This window comes from Thiohalophilus sp. (genome assembly GCF_034522235.1).
Lineage (GTDB): Bacteria > Pseudomonadota > Gammaproteobacteria > UBA6429 > Thiohalophilaceae > Thiohalophilus.
On record NZ_JAXHLN010000003.1, the window covers coordinates 1,423,506 to 1,436,736 of the forward strand.

The 13,231-nt window shown below is 57.4% G+C and carries 15 protein-coding genes; 5 read left to right on the plus strand and 10 right to left on the minus strand.

Features of this window, described 5'->3' with window-relative positions:
- Positions 1-10: 10 nt before the first annotated feature.
- From U5J94_RS09890 to U5J94_RS09900, 3 genes are all read right to left on the minus strand, one after another.
- The gene (locus U5J94_RS09890) at positions 11-142 is read right to left on the minus strand and encodes a hypothetical protein (RefSeq protein ID WP_322565478.1); all 132 of its coding nucleotides are present in this window, start codon (positions 140-142) and stop codon (positions 11-13) included.
- A 66-nt stretch (positions 143-208) separates the two neighbouring features.
- The gene (locus tag U5J94_RS09895) at positions 209-913 is read right to left on the minus strand and encodes a 3'-5' exonuclease (RefSeq protein WP_322565479.1); all 705 of its coding nucleotides are present in this window, start codon (positions 911-913) and stop codon (positions 209-211) included.
- Between the two features lie 2 nt (positions 914-915).
- Positions 916-2,781, minus strand: coding sequence for a DUF294 nucleotidyltransferase-like domain-containing protein (locus tag U5J94_RS09900; protein WP_322565480.1), 1,866 nt, complete (start codon positions 2,779-2,781; stop codon positions 916-918).
- A 78-nt stretch (positions 2,782-2,859) separates the two neighbouring features.
- Between U5J94_RS09900 and U5J94_RS09905 the strand changes: the two genes are divergently transcribed.
- Complete coding sequence (locus U5J94_RS09905; protein WP_322565481.1) at positions 2,860-3,276, plus strand: hypothetical protein; 417 nt, start codon at positions 2,860-2,862, stop codon at positions 3,274-3,276.
- Positions 3,277-3,550: 274 nt separating this feature from the next.
- Positions 3,551-3,715, plus strand: coding sequence for a hypothetical protein (locus tag U5J94_RS09910; protein ID WP_322565482.1), 165 nt, complete (start codon positions 3,551-3,553; stop codon positions 3,713-3,715).
- A 3-nt stretch (positions 3,716-3,718) separates the two neighbouring features.
- Here U5J94_RS09910 and U5J94_RS09915 read toward each other — a convergent pair whose 3' ends face one another.
- The 7 genes from U5J94_RS09915 to dksA form a co-directional block, all read right to left on the minus strand.
- Positions 3,719-4,297: a tetratricopeptide repeat protein gene (locus U5J94_RS09915; RefSeq protein WP_322565483.1), complete on the minus strand. Its 579-nt coding sequence runs from the start codon at positions 4,295-4,297 to the stop codon at positions 3,719-3,721.
- A complete protein-coding gene (locus U5J94_RS09920) occupies positions 4,290-4,523 on the minus strand; it encodes a hypothetical protein (protein WP_322565484.1) in 234 nt (77 codons plus the stop codon). The genes U5J94_RS09915 and U5J94_RS09920 overlap by 8 nt, the downstream gene beginning before the upstream one ends.
- Positions 4,524-4,612: 89 nt before the next feature.
- Positions 4,613-6,487, minus strand: coding sequence for a sodium:solute symporter family protein (locus U5J94_RS09925; protein WP_322565485.1), 1,875 nt, complete (start codon positions 6,485-6,487; stop codon positions 4,613-4,615).
- A 443-nt stretch (positions 6,488-6,930) separates the two neighbouring features.
- Positions 6,931-7,383, minus strand: coding sequence for a hypothetical protein (locus U5J94_RS09930; protein WP_322565486.1), 453 nt, complete (start codon positions 7,381-7,383; stop codon positions 6,931-6,933).
- A 91-nt stretch (positions 7,384-7,474) separates the two neighbouring features.
- Positions 7,475-8,449: a tRNA glutamyl-Q(34) synthetase GluQRS gene (gene gluQRS, locus U5J94_RS09935; RefSeq protein ID WP_322565487.1), complete on the minus strand. Its 975-nt coding sequence runs from the start codon at positions 8,447-8,449 to the stop codon at positions 7,475-7,477.
- Between the two features lie 94 nt (positions 8,450-8,543).
- Positions 8,544-9,215: a nitroreductase gene (locus tag U5J94_RS09940; protein ID WP_322565488.1), complete on the minus strand. Its 672-nt coding sequence runs from the start codon at positions 9,213-9,215 to the stop codon at positions 8,544-8,546.
- Positions 9,216-9,496: 281 nt separating this feature from the next.
- Positions 9,497-10,162: an RNA polymerase-binding protein DksA gene (gene dksA / locus U5J94_RS09945; protein ID WP_322565489.1), complete on the minus strand. Its 666-nt coding sequence runs from the start codon at positions 10,160-10,162 to the stop codon at positions 9,497-9,499.
- A gap of 230 nt (positions 10,163-10,392) precedes the next feature.
- Here dksA and U5J94_RS09950 point away from each other — a divergent pair, with 230 nt between their 5' ends.
- The 3 genes from U5J94_RS09950 (at position 10,393) to U5J94_RS09960 (ending at position 13,222) form a co-directional block, all read left to right on the plus strand.
- Positions 10,393-11,163 (plus strand): HAD family hydrolase, encoded by a 771-nt coding sequence (locus U5J94_RS09950; RefSeq protein WP_322565490.1) that lies wholly within the window; start codon positions 10,393-10,395, stop codon positions 11,161-11,163.
- Positions 11,164-11,355: 192 nt separating this feature from the next.
- Positions 11,356-12,525 (plus strand): pyridoxal phosphate-dependent aminotransferase, encoded by a 1,170-nt coding sequence (locus tag U5J94_RS09955; RefSeq protein ID WP_322565491.1) that lies wholly within the window; start codon positions 11,356-11,358, stop codon positions 12,523-12,525.
- A complete protein-coding gene (locus U5J94_RS09960; protein WP_322565492.1) occupies positions 12,518-13,222 on the plus strand; it encodes a hypothetical protein in 705 nt (234 codons plus the stop codon). The genes U5J94_RS09955 and U5J94_RS09960 overlap by 8 nt, the downstream gene beginning before the upstream one ends.
- Positions 13,223-13,231 lie beyond the last annotated feature (9 nt).

Here is a 13,231-nt window from a genome sequence, read left to right on the forward strand (position 1 = left end):
CTGATAATTGTTATTCGAAGTTGTGCGGCTCCAGCAACCAGATGACGAAACTTTCGCCACTCATATAGAACACGATGGCGTACCCGATCCAGCCGACTCGCCGGCTCAACGGATGGTGCAAGAGCGTCTCTGTGAGTGACATTCTCATGTATTCTTTTTAACAGGACTGCTCCGGCGCTTCAAGCGTTTCGGTCCGGGGCAGAAACCGTTATTCGTTTGTAATCTGTTGATTGATAAGCGATTTTACCGGAGCCCCGGGGTCGACCAGGCGTCCGGCCAGCGCTTCGAAAATCCCGGCGGCGGTGCGCGCGTCGCCGCGCGCCGTGTGCCGCTGCAGGACTTCGATATGACAGGCTTTGGCAACCTGCTCCAGTTCGTAATGGGCCAGGCGCCCGCTCCAGGCCTGATACATCAACATGGTATCCAGGGTGGGGTGGCGGAGCTTGCACCCCAACCATTCGTGCAGCGTGCGGTTTAGAAAGCGCAGGTCGAATTGTAAATGATGTCCCACCAGCACACTGTCCTGCAGGAATTCGATAATCTCGGGCAGCGCCTGCCGGATAGTGGGGGCATTTTTGACATCCGTTTCACTGATACCGTGAATCCGGTGCGATTCATCCGGAATCGGGCGCTGGGGATTGATGAGTTGGTAATATTCCCGGCCTGTCGGTTGCAGGCCGTCATATTCGAGCAGGGCGATGGAGACAATTTCATCCCCGGCGTAGGCATGAAAGCCGGTGGTTTCGGTATCCATCACCACAAATCGGCACTGGTTGACGGGGGTATTCAGCAGCGAACGGCGGGTCGTGAGGCGACAGGCATCCCACAGCCGGCGCAAGCGGGGATCTTCCGGCGGGCCCCGGCGGCCGAACAGCTTTTGATACAGGCTCTGCAGTAGCGAGGGCGTGGCCATGTCTAGAACGCGGCGCGCCCGAACTGACCCTGCAAGCGGTCCTGCAGGCGTTTGATGGCGCGCATGGACATGCGCAGCATGGAGCGCATCTGGTCGGTGAGTTGCTCCGGATAAATACGTTTATCCAGTGGCTGTTGTGTCTGTTTCTGCCGAATCTGGTTTTGCAGAATCATATCCAGCAGCTCCTCATAGGCAAAGCTTACGGCATCCACCAGATCGGCACTGAGTACGCCACGGTGTACCAGTGCCTTGAGCCGATCGAGGGTATTGCACTGCGTGATACCGTTAGCCAGGGCATAGACGCGGGCGGCATCGGCGATAATCCGCAGGCCATTGCGTTTGATATCGATACTGCCCTTGTCCTGTTCCGTGTCCGAGGTCACCAGTCGGTTGAACAGCCCGATGGCCGGCTTGCCCTCGGCATCGTGTTCGACCATGTAATCCAGCAATCGGGTATTTTCCTGCAGCGAACTCAACAGATGCCGGCGCAGGGTATAGGTGAGACTGTCATCGCCGTACAGGGTGTCAAAATCAAACACGATATTGGACCAGACGGCGCCCTTGAGATTGGGTTTGTTCACCAGATGACTGAATTGCTGTTGCCACTGGGAGAGCGTTTTACGAAACAGCGGGTTACGCGCCATGATATCACCGGGGCAGAGAATGTAGCCCGCCTGATCCAGGTTGGGATTGAGCTTTTCGGCGAATTGTTCAAACCATTTAAGGGCCCTGGCATCGGGAGGCCCGTCGCGATCGTCGATGATCAGACCGTTGTCCTGATCCGGATTGAGCAGCATCTCCTGCCGGCCGCCGGAACCCATAATGAGCAGGGCATAACGACACGGCGGCGGACCCTGTTCGCTCGCCATCTCGGCCAGGGTCAGTTCCACGGCCCGGCGTTGCAGATGCAGGTGGGCATGGCTTAACAGGCGCACGGCCTGACTGGCATAACGGTTGGTCTGCTGGCACTGACTGGCGTACTGGTACAGATTATCATAGTGCCGGCGGCATTCATCCAGCGTCCGGGATTGATCGATGCGCTCGAGCAGACTGTTGTCGGCATTGATCAGCGAGCGCAGCAGATCGGTCTGGGAGACCAGGCCCACCGGGCGCGCGTTTTCGGTCACGATCAGGTACTTGGTATTGTAACTTGAGAGCAGATCATGGGCCTGCCAGACGGGCGCCGTGGCGGCGATGGTGCGTGGTGTATCGCAAGCCGCTTCATCCAGCGGGTGATCAGGTTTGGCGCCTTTCAGCGCCAGGGCCTCGGCCAGTCCGGCATAGGTCAGCACACCGAACAGCTCGTTATTGTCGTCGAGCACGCCCAGGCTGCCGATTTTGCGATCCTGCATGATCATAAAGGCTTCACGCAGGCTCAGGCCGGTGTGGCAGGTCGACAACGGGGATTTCATGATGGTTCGCACCGGTTGGGCGAGCGGCCCCTGTTCGACCTGACTGCGCCAGGAACGGGTCCGAATGCGCTCGGCAATGGTCCGGCTGATCAGATCGGCAATAGCCGGATGGCTGTTTTCCAGTTGCTTCAGGGCCGTATCCGGAATTTCCAGCAGTTCCACCGGGGTGAGGGTGGTGGCGGTGGAGTGGTAAGGGCTCTTGTCGAGGTAGTTGGAGAGACCGAGCAATTCGCCGGGGGCAACTTCAAATTGCAGGTTGTCCTGACGACGGATCCCGATGCGTCCCTCGATCAGCAAATAGAGTCTGCCCGGATAGGCATCGCCTTCCCGGAACAGGATAGCACCGCCCTCGAGCCGGTGTCGGGAGCCCTTGCGTTGCAAGGCGCCCCGATCCTCGCCGGGCAAATCGCGCAGCAATGGCAAGGTACTCAGTTGTGTCTTGGCAGGATCGCCCATGCACTCGGTCACCGGTAATTTTAACTGAATATACTATACTGACAGAAACATGACCAAACCGGCCGCACAGGTGCCCGCATGTTTCTTTTCCCTGACAAACCGCTTCCCCCGGATCTGCAGGTGCTGCTGGATGCCGTCGGGTTGCTGGATATCAGTGAATTCAGGTTGTTTGAGCTGGCCTATGAGGCCTGGTATGGCGAGCCGGCGAGTCCTGAAAAGCTGGAATGTGCGTTTGCCCGTTATATGTACCGGGAAGAGGTGCCTTTCTGGGTCCGGCATTACGCCCGGCGCGTATTAAAAGCCGCAGATCGACGCCAGCTGGATACGTCAGTAATGGGCGGGGCTTGTTTGCCGGCAAGCCGCGCCGGATTACGCCGGGGACTGCGCCTGTTTTCAGGCCTGGTTTTCCTGCTGGTGTTTCTCATCGTCCTCGCCAGCCACTCCCCTGAATGGATGCTGCTCGGCCAGGAGTGTCACTTCCCGCCCTGTTATTAAGACCACTACCTCGTAAGTGTACGCAGGTTTTATAGCACTGAATGCGCTGAAAACAGCGGGATGAATAGCCGCTTTGGCGGTGGCAGGGTTGTTTCAGTGACTTCGACGATTATGACACGGCTGTTTGTCAGAGCCGAAAAAATTCAATATAGCCAGTTCCGCTAAAGTCACGACGCGGGCGGATGACAAAGGCTGTTACCAGGCTGGTCGTATTGGCTTGAACGGTGTATTGTTGCCCGGGCAGACTTAGAATAATAATTCACGGGGGTTACCCATGCTTGACTGGTTTTTTGTCCTGATTACCGCGTTGATCGCCTATCACGGTCTGACGTATCGGGATGAAAGCGGGGAGACGGAGATTGGCCATCTGCTGTTCGGCTCCATCGCCCTGCTGTTCTGCGTGCGGGTGTTGCTGGTCGATATTATCGGGGTTGTCTGAAGCTCACATCTTGTAACTGCGCTGCTGTTCATCCTGTTCGGGATCGCGCAGTTTGCGTTCTTCTTCCGGTAGTGCCAGTTGTTCTTTCAGATAGCTGGCCCGATCGTCGATGGTCGGCGGTTTATCCGGCTGCAGCCTTAAAAAACGGGTGATCCAGCTGGGCCCGTCCGCCAGTTCCGGCATGAGTTCGAGCGCCTTTTCATAATCCTTGATCGCTTCTTCGAAGCGCCCCATGCGATCGTGCAGGATGCCGCGATTGGCATAGGTTGGGGCAAACTCGGGATCCTGTTCGATAGCCTGGTTGAACAGGGGAAGAGCCTTGTCGTATTGCTTGAGTTGCATGAGACTGCGCGCCTTGCCACGCAGGGCCGGTAACAGTTCACTGTTTTCCTGCAGCGCATGATCATATTCGGCAATGGCGTCGTCAAAACGGCCGTCTTCAAAATGGCGGCTGGCCGCCTCGTAGGCCTTCTCGCCGGGCACATGTTCGCGCGCCAGCCCTTCGTAGACCATCCAGCCCAGCCAGAGCAGTCCCAGGCCGATAGCGAGCATTTTAAGGGTGCGGTAAACCGGATCATCCATTGGTCGGTAGTCCTGTGATTTGCAGATTAAACAGGAAAGAAAATATCAGGCAGAGAAAAATACTAAGAAACCGGGCGCGATTGAGCTGCCCGTCGATCTCCGCCTGGCTCAATTTGGTTTTGGTCTTGCGTTGCAGACGCCGTACGCTGAACACCCAGATCAGTTTGCTGACGGGAATAAACAGCAGGCCGGCAAGTACCAGTACTGAGATAATAAAATAGAGCATACGCATCACATCGTATTACAAAAATCGGGAAGGGGAAAGAAAAAGGGAGGGCCAAAAGCCCTCCCTTTGTCTGTTGCCTGTAATGAAGTTTACGGTTTATCCACGTCCATATGAATATCGCCGATGTCTTCATGCAGGACTTCGACTTCCTTCTTGGGAACGGTCGACATTTCCATCTTGTAGGCCAGGAACCACATCATGAACACGCCCAGTGCCCACCACAGAATCTGCCAGGCCCAGATAGAGGGCATGCCAAACAGCCAGGTGCTGGGATCGTTCGGGTTGCCGAAGATGGTGTTGCCGATCACCGCACCTGGGCCGATGCCGAAGAAGAACCAGACCAGGGTGATGATCCAGGCCGTCGGTACCAGCTTCTTCTTGGCGGCCGGGATGGTGGCATGTTCGCGCAGGAAGCTGTGGTAGGTCATCTTGTGGTCATGGTCTGCCTTGTTCTGGGTGAAGAAGGAGACAATGACGGCAATGCCCAGGTTAAAGATGATACCCCAGCCGGCGGAGTGGATGGTCCACGGCCAGCGGCCCCACGGCATGAGATCCGCGCCGATTTTCTCGGTCAGGGTCACGGCGATGAGACCGGCGATCAGCCCCAGCACAACACCCTGGCGGGTCAGCCACGGGAAGTAGCAGACCGCCATCAGCGCCGGCCACATCTGGAAGCCGTAGGCCACTGCCAGACCACCGAGCAGCACCAGGGCATCAGTTGCGGTAGTTGCGACCGCCAGAGCTGCCAGCACGATGATGGCCACACCGATCCGGCCCCACAGTTTCTGCTGGGCATGGGTGGCGTTGGGCAGCACATAGCGCTTGAGCAGGTCGCGGGTCAGCATGCCGCCGGCGGTGGACATGTAGGCCGCGCCGGTGGACTGCATGGCCGCCAGTGCACAGACCGCCAGCAGGCCGGCAAACCAGGGCGTCGCTTCACCCAGCAGATAGATATACTGGGGTATCAGCATGCCCTGTTTGCCCTCGGAGTCCATCAGGTCGACACCGTGCAGGCCTTCGGCCATGGCGTTATTGACCAATTCCGGATGGGCGGCGAGGAACGCCGTATCGGCACCCAGGAAGTGGCCCCCCAGGCCCTGAATGGCGGTGAAGACCATCAGGATGATGCCGATCCCGAAGGACGAGGCCCAGACCTGTTGCGGGGCGAACGGCTTCGGATTGTGGTTGGAGAAGGCCCACATGGAGAACGCCGGCGAGGACTGGATCCCCATCAGCGCGAACATGTAGGTCAGCACCATAATCGCGGTCCAGGCGCCGCCGACCGGGTTTTCCACCCCGAGTCCCGAGACGAACTGAATCACGCCGGGAATCGCAATGTAGTGACTGTAGCCCGCCGGTGTTCGCGTCTCATCAAACTGCGACAGGGCCGCGATCCCGTCGTTGAGGCGATCCCAGCCGCCGACATAATTGAGCGCAATAAGACCAATGGCGACGATCCCCACCGCCAGCATAATGGCCTGCAGGGTATCCACATAGGCCACCGCGCGCAGCCCGCCGGAGGCGACGTAGATCAGCACCACCGCGGACAACAGCCACATCCCGACTTCGACGCCCAGCATACCGTCGGTCAGCACGTTGAACAGGAAGCCGGAAGCGCGCAGCTGCAGACCCAGATAGGGGACCGAGAAGATCAGGGCGACCAGTACAACAAGTAACCGGATCGAATCGGTCTTGAAATAGTTGGCGAACATTTCCCCCGGTGTCACAAAGCCAAAGCGTTTGCCCAGGATCCATTGCCGCTTGAGGAACAGCACCCCGGTGAAGGGAATGGTAATGGCATAGAACGAGGCGTAGGCATACTGGAACCCGTCGCGATACAGCAGTCCGGGGTGGCCCATGAAGGTCCAGCCGGAGAAGGATGTTGCCGTTGCAGCCAGTACAAAAACCCACAACGAAATACTTCGTCCTGCGATGAAGTAGTCCGACGCGGTTTTGGCGGTCATTGCACCCCTGATACCCCAGAAGATGCAGTAACCCCAGTACAGTGCAACGAATATGAATAGCCAAATAATTTTCGCATCCATATTACGTTACCCCCTTTTATAGTAGGTATGGTGGATTGTTGTTGTTCAAGGACCGTTGCAGTCCGAATTTTCTGCCTTAACTATGCACATCCCTGGGGCAAAAGTAAAAGCCATAGTGCATGATTCAACATTAGCAGTTATTTCGCAATCCCCCAGCAATAATTAACAAGCGGTTAAGTATTTCGGAAAATTGTAATGTACTAATACTTTGTGGCGGATGAAGGTGTTTGCGGCAAGTCGGGGAAGGACTTCACAAAACAGCAACTTGCAAATGGATGCGAATACGGGGTTGGCAACGCTATCCGGAGAAGCTTTGGCGGACCACCCGGCAAAGTCGGTTGAACCCGATAAGGCTGTAATCGTTAACTCGCCGTATCCCGGGCCTTGAACAGTGTTTGCCACCAGCGGCGACGATTACCCGGCGGTGGTAAGGCGGCCTTGAGATCAACCGGCTTGATCAACGACAGCACCCAGCCGGGTAGCGGGGGATTGTTGCTGAAGCCGCAGGAGACACCGAGATTGTTGGGATCGTAGATTTTTATAAAGCCCGGATCGTCCGGCTGGTCGACATAAACAATGCCGCAGTAATCCTCGTCATGTTCGGTGCGCAACAATTTGTCGATTTCATTAATAAAGGTGTCGAGTTGTCGGGTATCGACGGGTTGTTCCGGCGGGACTTCGCCCACGGCATAGATGTACCAGGCCTTCTCCTGATTGCGCAGGGTTTGCCATAACTGATCCAGCTGCGGCCAGCGCAGCATGCTGGTGAAGCTGCCGCGAAAGGCCTGCAGGTATGTGGGCTGTGATTCTGTCATACGTTTCCTTAATATCAGCATTACGGATGGAATTTTAACATTAAATCAGACGACCGGCGTCCGGGATCCTTACTGCAGAAGCGGCGAGCGATCAACGTTCCGGAACAGAAAGAGGGTTATCGGGTTCATAGTGGCCTGTGCCGCTCGTCGGTATCTGAACCGGCGACCAGTTACCGATCGCCCAGTCCCAGAAACCCTGCAAACTGCCATGTTGAATCTCTTCGGGGACCGGATGACCGAGAAACTGCATGGCGTTGACGAGCGGGACAAGCGGTTGCCCGGGAGGGAGCGGTTTTGCGCCGGTTTGTTTGCTCAGTTTTTGCCCATCGGGGCCCAGTACCACCGGCAGATGCGCATAATCCGGTGAGCGCAGGCCCAGTTGCTGTTGCACATGGATCTGGCGGGGCGTCGAATCCAGCAGATCGCTGCCGCGCATCACCTCGGTCATTCCCTGTTCGGCATCATCCAGGGCGACCGCCAGCTGATAGGAGATATAGCCGTCGGCCCGGCGCAGCACAAAATCGCCGACCTCTTTTCCAAGCTCGCAGATCTGCGTCCCCTGCAGGCGATCGGTAAATTCAATCAGCGTGTCTGTCGTCAGTAGGCGTATGGCATGTCGCTCCTGACAGGGAAAGCGGCGCGAACGGCAGGTACCGGGATAAATCAACGGTCCCGGGTTATCCCCCTGCAGCTCACGCAACTGACGTCGGGTGCAGGTGCAGGGGTAGGTAAGATGTTGATGTTGTAACTGGGCCAGCGCCTCGGCATAGATTGATTGTTGCCGACTCTGGTAACGGAGGTCATCCCACTCGAAGCCATATGCGCCAAGCAACGCAATGATCGCCTCGGCCGCGCCTTCCACCTCGCGTGGCGGATCGATGTCCTCGATTCGCAACCACCACTGTCCCCCCTGCTGCCGGGCCTGCAGATAACTGCCCACAGCGGCGATCAGCGAGCCGAAATGGAGCGGGCCGGTGGGGGAAGGCGCGAAGCGCCCTCTATAAAAAAAGGGACGAGGGCCGAGGGACGAGTGACGAGGAGAAGAGGAAGATTGCGTGTCAGTCATGTCGGAAGATGCTGATTCATCGTTGAGCGCGAATTACACACCGGAATGAAACAGGTTGTTTCCCTCGTTACTCGTCCCTCGTCACTCGGACCTGTTACTTATACCACCGGGTAAATTCGTCGACGGCCAATCGCTCAAGGCGATACTGGTTGATTGGGTGATCAGGATCGGCGTAACCGAGGGCCATGCCGCAGACGACCTGTAAATCGGTCGGAAGATCGAGCTGCTGGCGGACGATGTCCGGGTACTCGGCCAGCGAGGCCTGGGGGCAGGTGTCCAGGCCAAGGCCCTTGGCGGCGATCATGACGTTCTGGATGAACATTCCCATGTCCAGCCAGGAACCCTTTTCCAGTCGGGCATCGATCAAAAACAACAGGCCGACGGGGGCGTCGAAAAACCGGTAGTTGCGATACCAGGCGGCTTTCTGTTTGTCGCGATCCTCGCGGCCGATATCCAGCGCCTGATACAGGGCCAGGCCACAGGCTTTACGCCGATCCTTGTAAGGTGACACCCATTCGCGCGGGTAATACTGGTAATCGGGGTTCTCTTTCTGGCTGCTGTCGCGGGCCTTAATAATAGTATCGCCGAGTTGACGCTTGGTGTCGCCCTGGACGACGCAGACCTGCCAGGGCTGGGTGTTGACCCCGGAAGGCGCCCAGCGGGCGGTATCCAGTATCGCCTCGATCGTTTCGCGCGCCACCGGTTTGTCCAGATAGGCGCGGATGGAATGGCGCTGGCGAATCGCTTCATAAACGGCTACAGACATGTCACAGATACCAGGTTCGAGTAAAAATGATTATCGGTAAATTAACGCAAAGGACGCGGAGGCGCAAAGGCGCGGAGAAGATAAATTTTTCTGTTCGTCCCGGGTATTGAAATTGTGTATTCCAGGATGCCGCACTCCTGCGCTGACAACACAAGAAACAGATTTTAAATCTCTGCGTCTTTGCACCCAAACGACGGGCATAAACGGCTCCGCGAACTCCGCGTTTGTGATCAAAACGGTGAAAAGAGAGGTAAAAAAGGGGCCGGTGGCCCCTTTGTTGGTTATGCGCGGGTACGTTCCCGGATTTCATCCAGGCTCTTGCAGTCGATACAGAGCGTGGCGGTGGGGCGGGCTTCGAGACGCCGTACGCCGATTTCAATACCGCACTCTTCACAGTAACCGTACTCGCCGTTTTCCAGGTTGACCAGCGACTCGTCGATCTTCTTGATCAACTTGCGTTCGCGATCCCGGGTGCGCAGCTCCATGGCGAAATCCGACTCCTGGCTGGCGCGATCGTTGGGATCCGGGAAGTTGGCGGCCTCATCCTGCATGTGATGCACAGTCCGGTCCACTTCCTCCATCAGCTCGCGTTTCCAGTTTTGCAATATTTCACGAAAGTGCTGCGACATCGGCTCGTTCATGTACTCCTCGCCCTTTTTTATCGGGTAGGGCGTAATCTCACCGGCATGTTCGGTAACCGACTTGCGCGGAGCCTTCTTTTTAGCGGTTTTCTTCGCGGTTTTCTTCGCGGTCTTTTTGGCGCTGGGCTTTTTCTTGGTTACCGCCTTTTTCCTGGCCGTTGACTTCTTCGCGGCGGTCTTCTTTTTGGCCGCGGTTTTCTTTTTCGCCGTGGATTTTTTCGCGGCGGTCTTTTTCCTGGTGATTTTTTTCTTCGCCGTCGCTTTCTTGGCGGTCTTCTTCTTCGCGGTCTTTTTCTTTGCGGCCATGTGCAATTGTCTCCTGGCGGACACTCTTCCGTAAAAATAACGCGCTTTTCTACCAGAATCCGCTCCGGGGTGCAATAAAGCCGGCGCTTCCCGGTGCGGTTTTTTTGATCCGCGAGGCCAGGGAAATGTTTAACCGCATGAAATTCATGGAAATGTGCCGGCCGTGACAGGTGGCAAAAGCGCCGCTTTCAGGTAAGCTGGCGCGCTTTTGGAGCAGCGAGCAAAGAACGATGGCGGAACTGACAGCACTGTTATTTGATGTGGACGGCACCCTGGCGGATACCGAGCGGGATGGTCACCGGGTGGCCTTCAACCGGGCCTTCGCTGAGGCCGGACTCGATTGGGAATGGGATGTGGCCACCTACGGGGAACTTTTGAGCATCACCGGCGGCAAGGAGCGGATGCGCCATTACCTCGAACAGTATCAACCGGCAGCGCGGTTGCCGGGCGATCCGGCCGAGTGGATTGCCGGGCTGCACCAGGCCAAGACCCGGCATTACGAAGCATTGCTGGGCGAAGGCGGCATTCCGTTGCGCCCCGGTGTCGAGCGGCTATTGCGCGAGGCGCGCAAAGCCGGTTACCGGCTGGCGATTGCCACCACCACCACCCCGGCCAATGTGACCGCCCTGCTGGAGAACGCCGTGGGGCCCGACGCGGTACAGTGGTTCGAGGTCATCGCCGCCGGTGACGTGGTGCCGGCAAAAAAACCGGCCCCGGATATTTATGATTACGCCATGGCAAAAATGGCTCTTACCCCCGCGCAGTGCCTCGCCTTCGAGGATTCGCATAACGGCATACTGGCGAGCAAGGGCGCCGGGCTGAAGACCATCATCACGGTGAACGACTACACCCGTGATCACGATTTTGACAATGCCGAGCTGGTGCTGGACAGTTTCGGTGAACCACAACAGCCGTTTCGGGTCTTGTTCGGAGCGCCGGCTATTCTGAATGGTGCCGAGTACCTGGACATGGCGCTGGTTAAACGGGTGCATTGTGGCTAACGAAGCCATGCAATAGCCACTGAACACACTGAAGACACCGAACTTACCGACTCAGTCGTCGTGTGATGCAGGTAGTCTGTCAGGAAAAGTTCGATGTCTGCGGTGTTAACCGGATTGCCGTCTCATCGAGGTACCATGGCGGCGCATTTGTCCGGGGTTTCGGTGCGCTTGTAACAAGGTTACAGTTCAGCTATGTCTGAAACGCCATTCCGTCGTATCGATCGTATCCAGCCTTTTCGGGTCATGGCCCTGCTGGGTGAGGCGCGCGAGCTGGAGCAACAGGGCCGGGACATTGTGCATATGGAGATCGGCGAGCCCGATTTTCCGACCCCGGCGCCGGTGATCGCCGCGGCCACCCGGGCCATCGCCGAGGGCGAGGTGCACTACACCCCCGCGGTGGGTCTGTCTGCCCTGCGCGAGGCCATTGCCGGTTTTTATCAGGACCGCTATGGCGTGTCGCTGCCGGCGCAACGGATCGTGGTCACGCCGGGGGCGTCCGGGGCGTTGCTGCTGGCCCTCGGGGTATTGCTGGAACCGGGACAGGGCGTGATGCTGGCCGATCCCGGTTATCCCTGTAATCGCAACTTCGCCCATTTTCTCGATGCCCGCGTACAGCCGGTACCGGTGCAGGCTGACACCGGCTATCAGCTGAGCCTGGCGCAGGTGCAGCAGCACTGGCAGACCGACACCCGGGTGGTGATGCTCGCCTCGCCGGCCAATCCCACCGGGACCCTGATCCCGCCCGACGAGCTTCGGGCGATCATCGACTGGGTCGAGCACCAGGGGGGCACGGTCATTGTCGATGAGATCTATCACGGCCTGGTGTATGGCGACGCGCCGCCCACCGCGCTGGCCTGTGGCGATCGGGTCTTTGTGATCAACAGCTTCTCCAAATATTTCAGTATGACCGGCTGGCGCATCGGCTGGCTGGTCGCGCCGGCCGATCAGATTCCCGCACTCGACAAGCTGGCGCAGAACCTGTTCCTGTCCGCCTCGACACCGGCCCAGCATGCTGCCCTGGCGGCGTTCGAACCGCAGACCCTGGCGATTCTCGAGCAGCGGCGCGAGGCATTCGAACAGCGCCGCGATTTTCTGCTGCCGGCGTTGCGCGAAATCGGCTTTGATATCAAGGTCGAGCCGCAAGGCGCGTTTTATCTGTATGCCGATTGCAGTCGGTTTACCGATAACAGTTTTGTCTTTGCCCGGAGCCTGTTGCAGGAGATCGGCGTGGCGATCACCCCGGGCAACGATTTTGGTGACAACCAACCGGAACGGCATGTGCGCTTTGCCTATACGAACTCGCTGGATCGACTGAAAGAGGGCGTACGCCGCTTGCAAAAACGGCTGGTTCCAGATGGCTGATGCCTCTCGGACAAATCCGGTTACCCCGTACAGGGATCAACGCTCGGCGCGAATTTATCGGCGCACGGTCATCGTGCTGCTGTTCTTGATGGCCGTGGAACTGCTGCTGACCCTGTATAACGGTTTGTGGATCAACGCCGTTCTGGTCATGGCGATCATGATAGTTATTTTGTCACCCGCGGTAGTGGGACGCCATTTTCAAGTCACGGTCCCGCCGGAGTTTCAGTTGCTTGCCGTGTTGTTTGTCTTCGCATCGTTATTTTTAGGGGAAATACGCCGCTATTACGATCGGATCTGGTGGTGGGACATCGCGCTGCATACCAGTTCGGGACTGTTGCTGGGTCTGCTCGGTTTTTTGCTGATTTACGTGCTCAATGAGAACCGGCGTATCGAACTGCATTTGCGTCCGGGTTTTATGGCACTGTTTGCCTTCCTGTTTGCGGTGACGGCCGGGGCGCTTTGGGAAATTTTTGAATTTTCCATGGATCAGCTTGTCGGTACCAATATGCAAAAACCGATGCTCGGCGACGATTCGGGACTGACCGACACCATGTGGGATCTGATTGTGGATGCGCTGGGCGGCCTGTTGATCAGTGTGTTTGGCTGGTGGTATATGAAACGCGGAGAACGGTCTTTTATTGTCGACTGGATACGCAAATTCACCGATCGTAATCCACGCCTGTTCAAATCCGACTAGGTTGTGCGG

Excerpts from the sequence above, each read along its gene's own strand:
- U5J94_RS09915 (WP_322565483.1), bottom strand. The coding sequence starts at position 4,297 with ATGGATGATCCGGTTTACCGCACCCTTAAAATGCTCGCTATCGGCCTG.
- U5J94_RS09905 (WP_322565481.1), top strand. The coding sequence starts at position 2,860 with ATGTTTCTTTTCCCTGACAAACCGCTTCCCCCGGATCTGCAGGTGCTG.
- U5J94_RS09900 (WP_322565480.1), bottom strand. The coding sequence starts at position 2,781 with ATGGGCGATCCTGCCAAGACACAACTGAGTACCTTGCCATTGCTGCGC.
- U5J94_RS09955 (WP_322565491.1), top strand. The coding sequence starts at position 11,356 with ATGTCTGAAACGCCATTCCGTCGTATCGATCGTATCCAGCCTTTTCGG.
- dksA (WP_322565489.1), bottom strand. The coding sequence starts at position 10,162 with ATGGCCGCAAAGAAAAAGACCGCGAAGAAGAAGACCGCCAAGAAAGCG.
- gluQRS (WP_322565487.1), bottom strand. The coding sequence starts at position 8,449 with ATGACTGACACGCAATCTTCCTCTTCTCCTCGTCACTCGTCCCTCGGC.
- U5J94_RS09890 (WP_322565478.1), bottom strand. The coding sequence starts at position 142 with ATGTCACTCACAGAGACGCTCTTGCACCATCCGTTGAGCCGGCGAGTC.
- U5J94_RS09940 (WP_322565488.1), bottom strand. The coding sequence starts at position 9,215 with ATGTCTGTAGCCGTTTATGAAGCGATTCGCCAGCGCCATTCCATCCGC.
- U5J94_RS09910 (WP_322565482.1), top strand. The coding sequence starts at position 3,551 with ATGCTTGACTGGTTTTTTGTCCTGATTACCGCGTTGATCGCCTATCAC.
- U5J94_RS09930 (WP_322565486.1), bottom strand. The coding sequence starts at position 7,383 with ATGACAGAATCACAGCCCACATACCTGCAGGCCTTTCGCGGCAGCTTC.
- U5J94_RS09920 (WP_322565484.1), bottom strand. The coding sequence starts at position 4,523 with ATGCTCTATTTTATTATCTCAGTACTGGTACTTGCCGGCCTGCTGTTT.
- U5J94_RS09960 (WP_322565492.1), top strand. The coding sequence starts at position 12,518 with ATGGCTGATGCCTCTCGGACAAATCCGGTTACCCCGTACAGGGATCAA.
- U5J94_RS09895 (WP_322565479.1), bottom strand. The coding sequence starts at position 913 with ATGGCCACGCCCTCGCTACTGCAGAGCCTGTATCAAAAGCTGTTCGGC.
- U5J94_RS09925 (WP_322565485.1), bottom strand. The coding sequence starts at position 6,487 with ATGACCGCCAAAACCGCGTCGGACTACTTCATCGCAGGACGAAGTATT.
- U5J94_RS09950 (WP_322565490.1), top strand. The coding sequence starts at position 10,393 with ATGGCGGAACTGACAGCACTGTTATTTGATGTGGACGGCACCCTGGCG.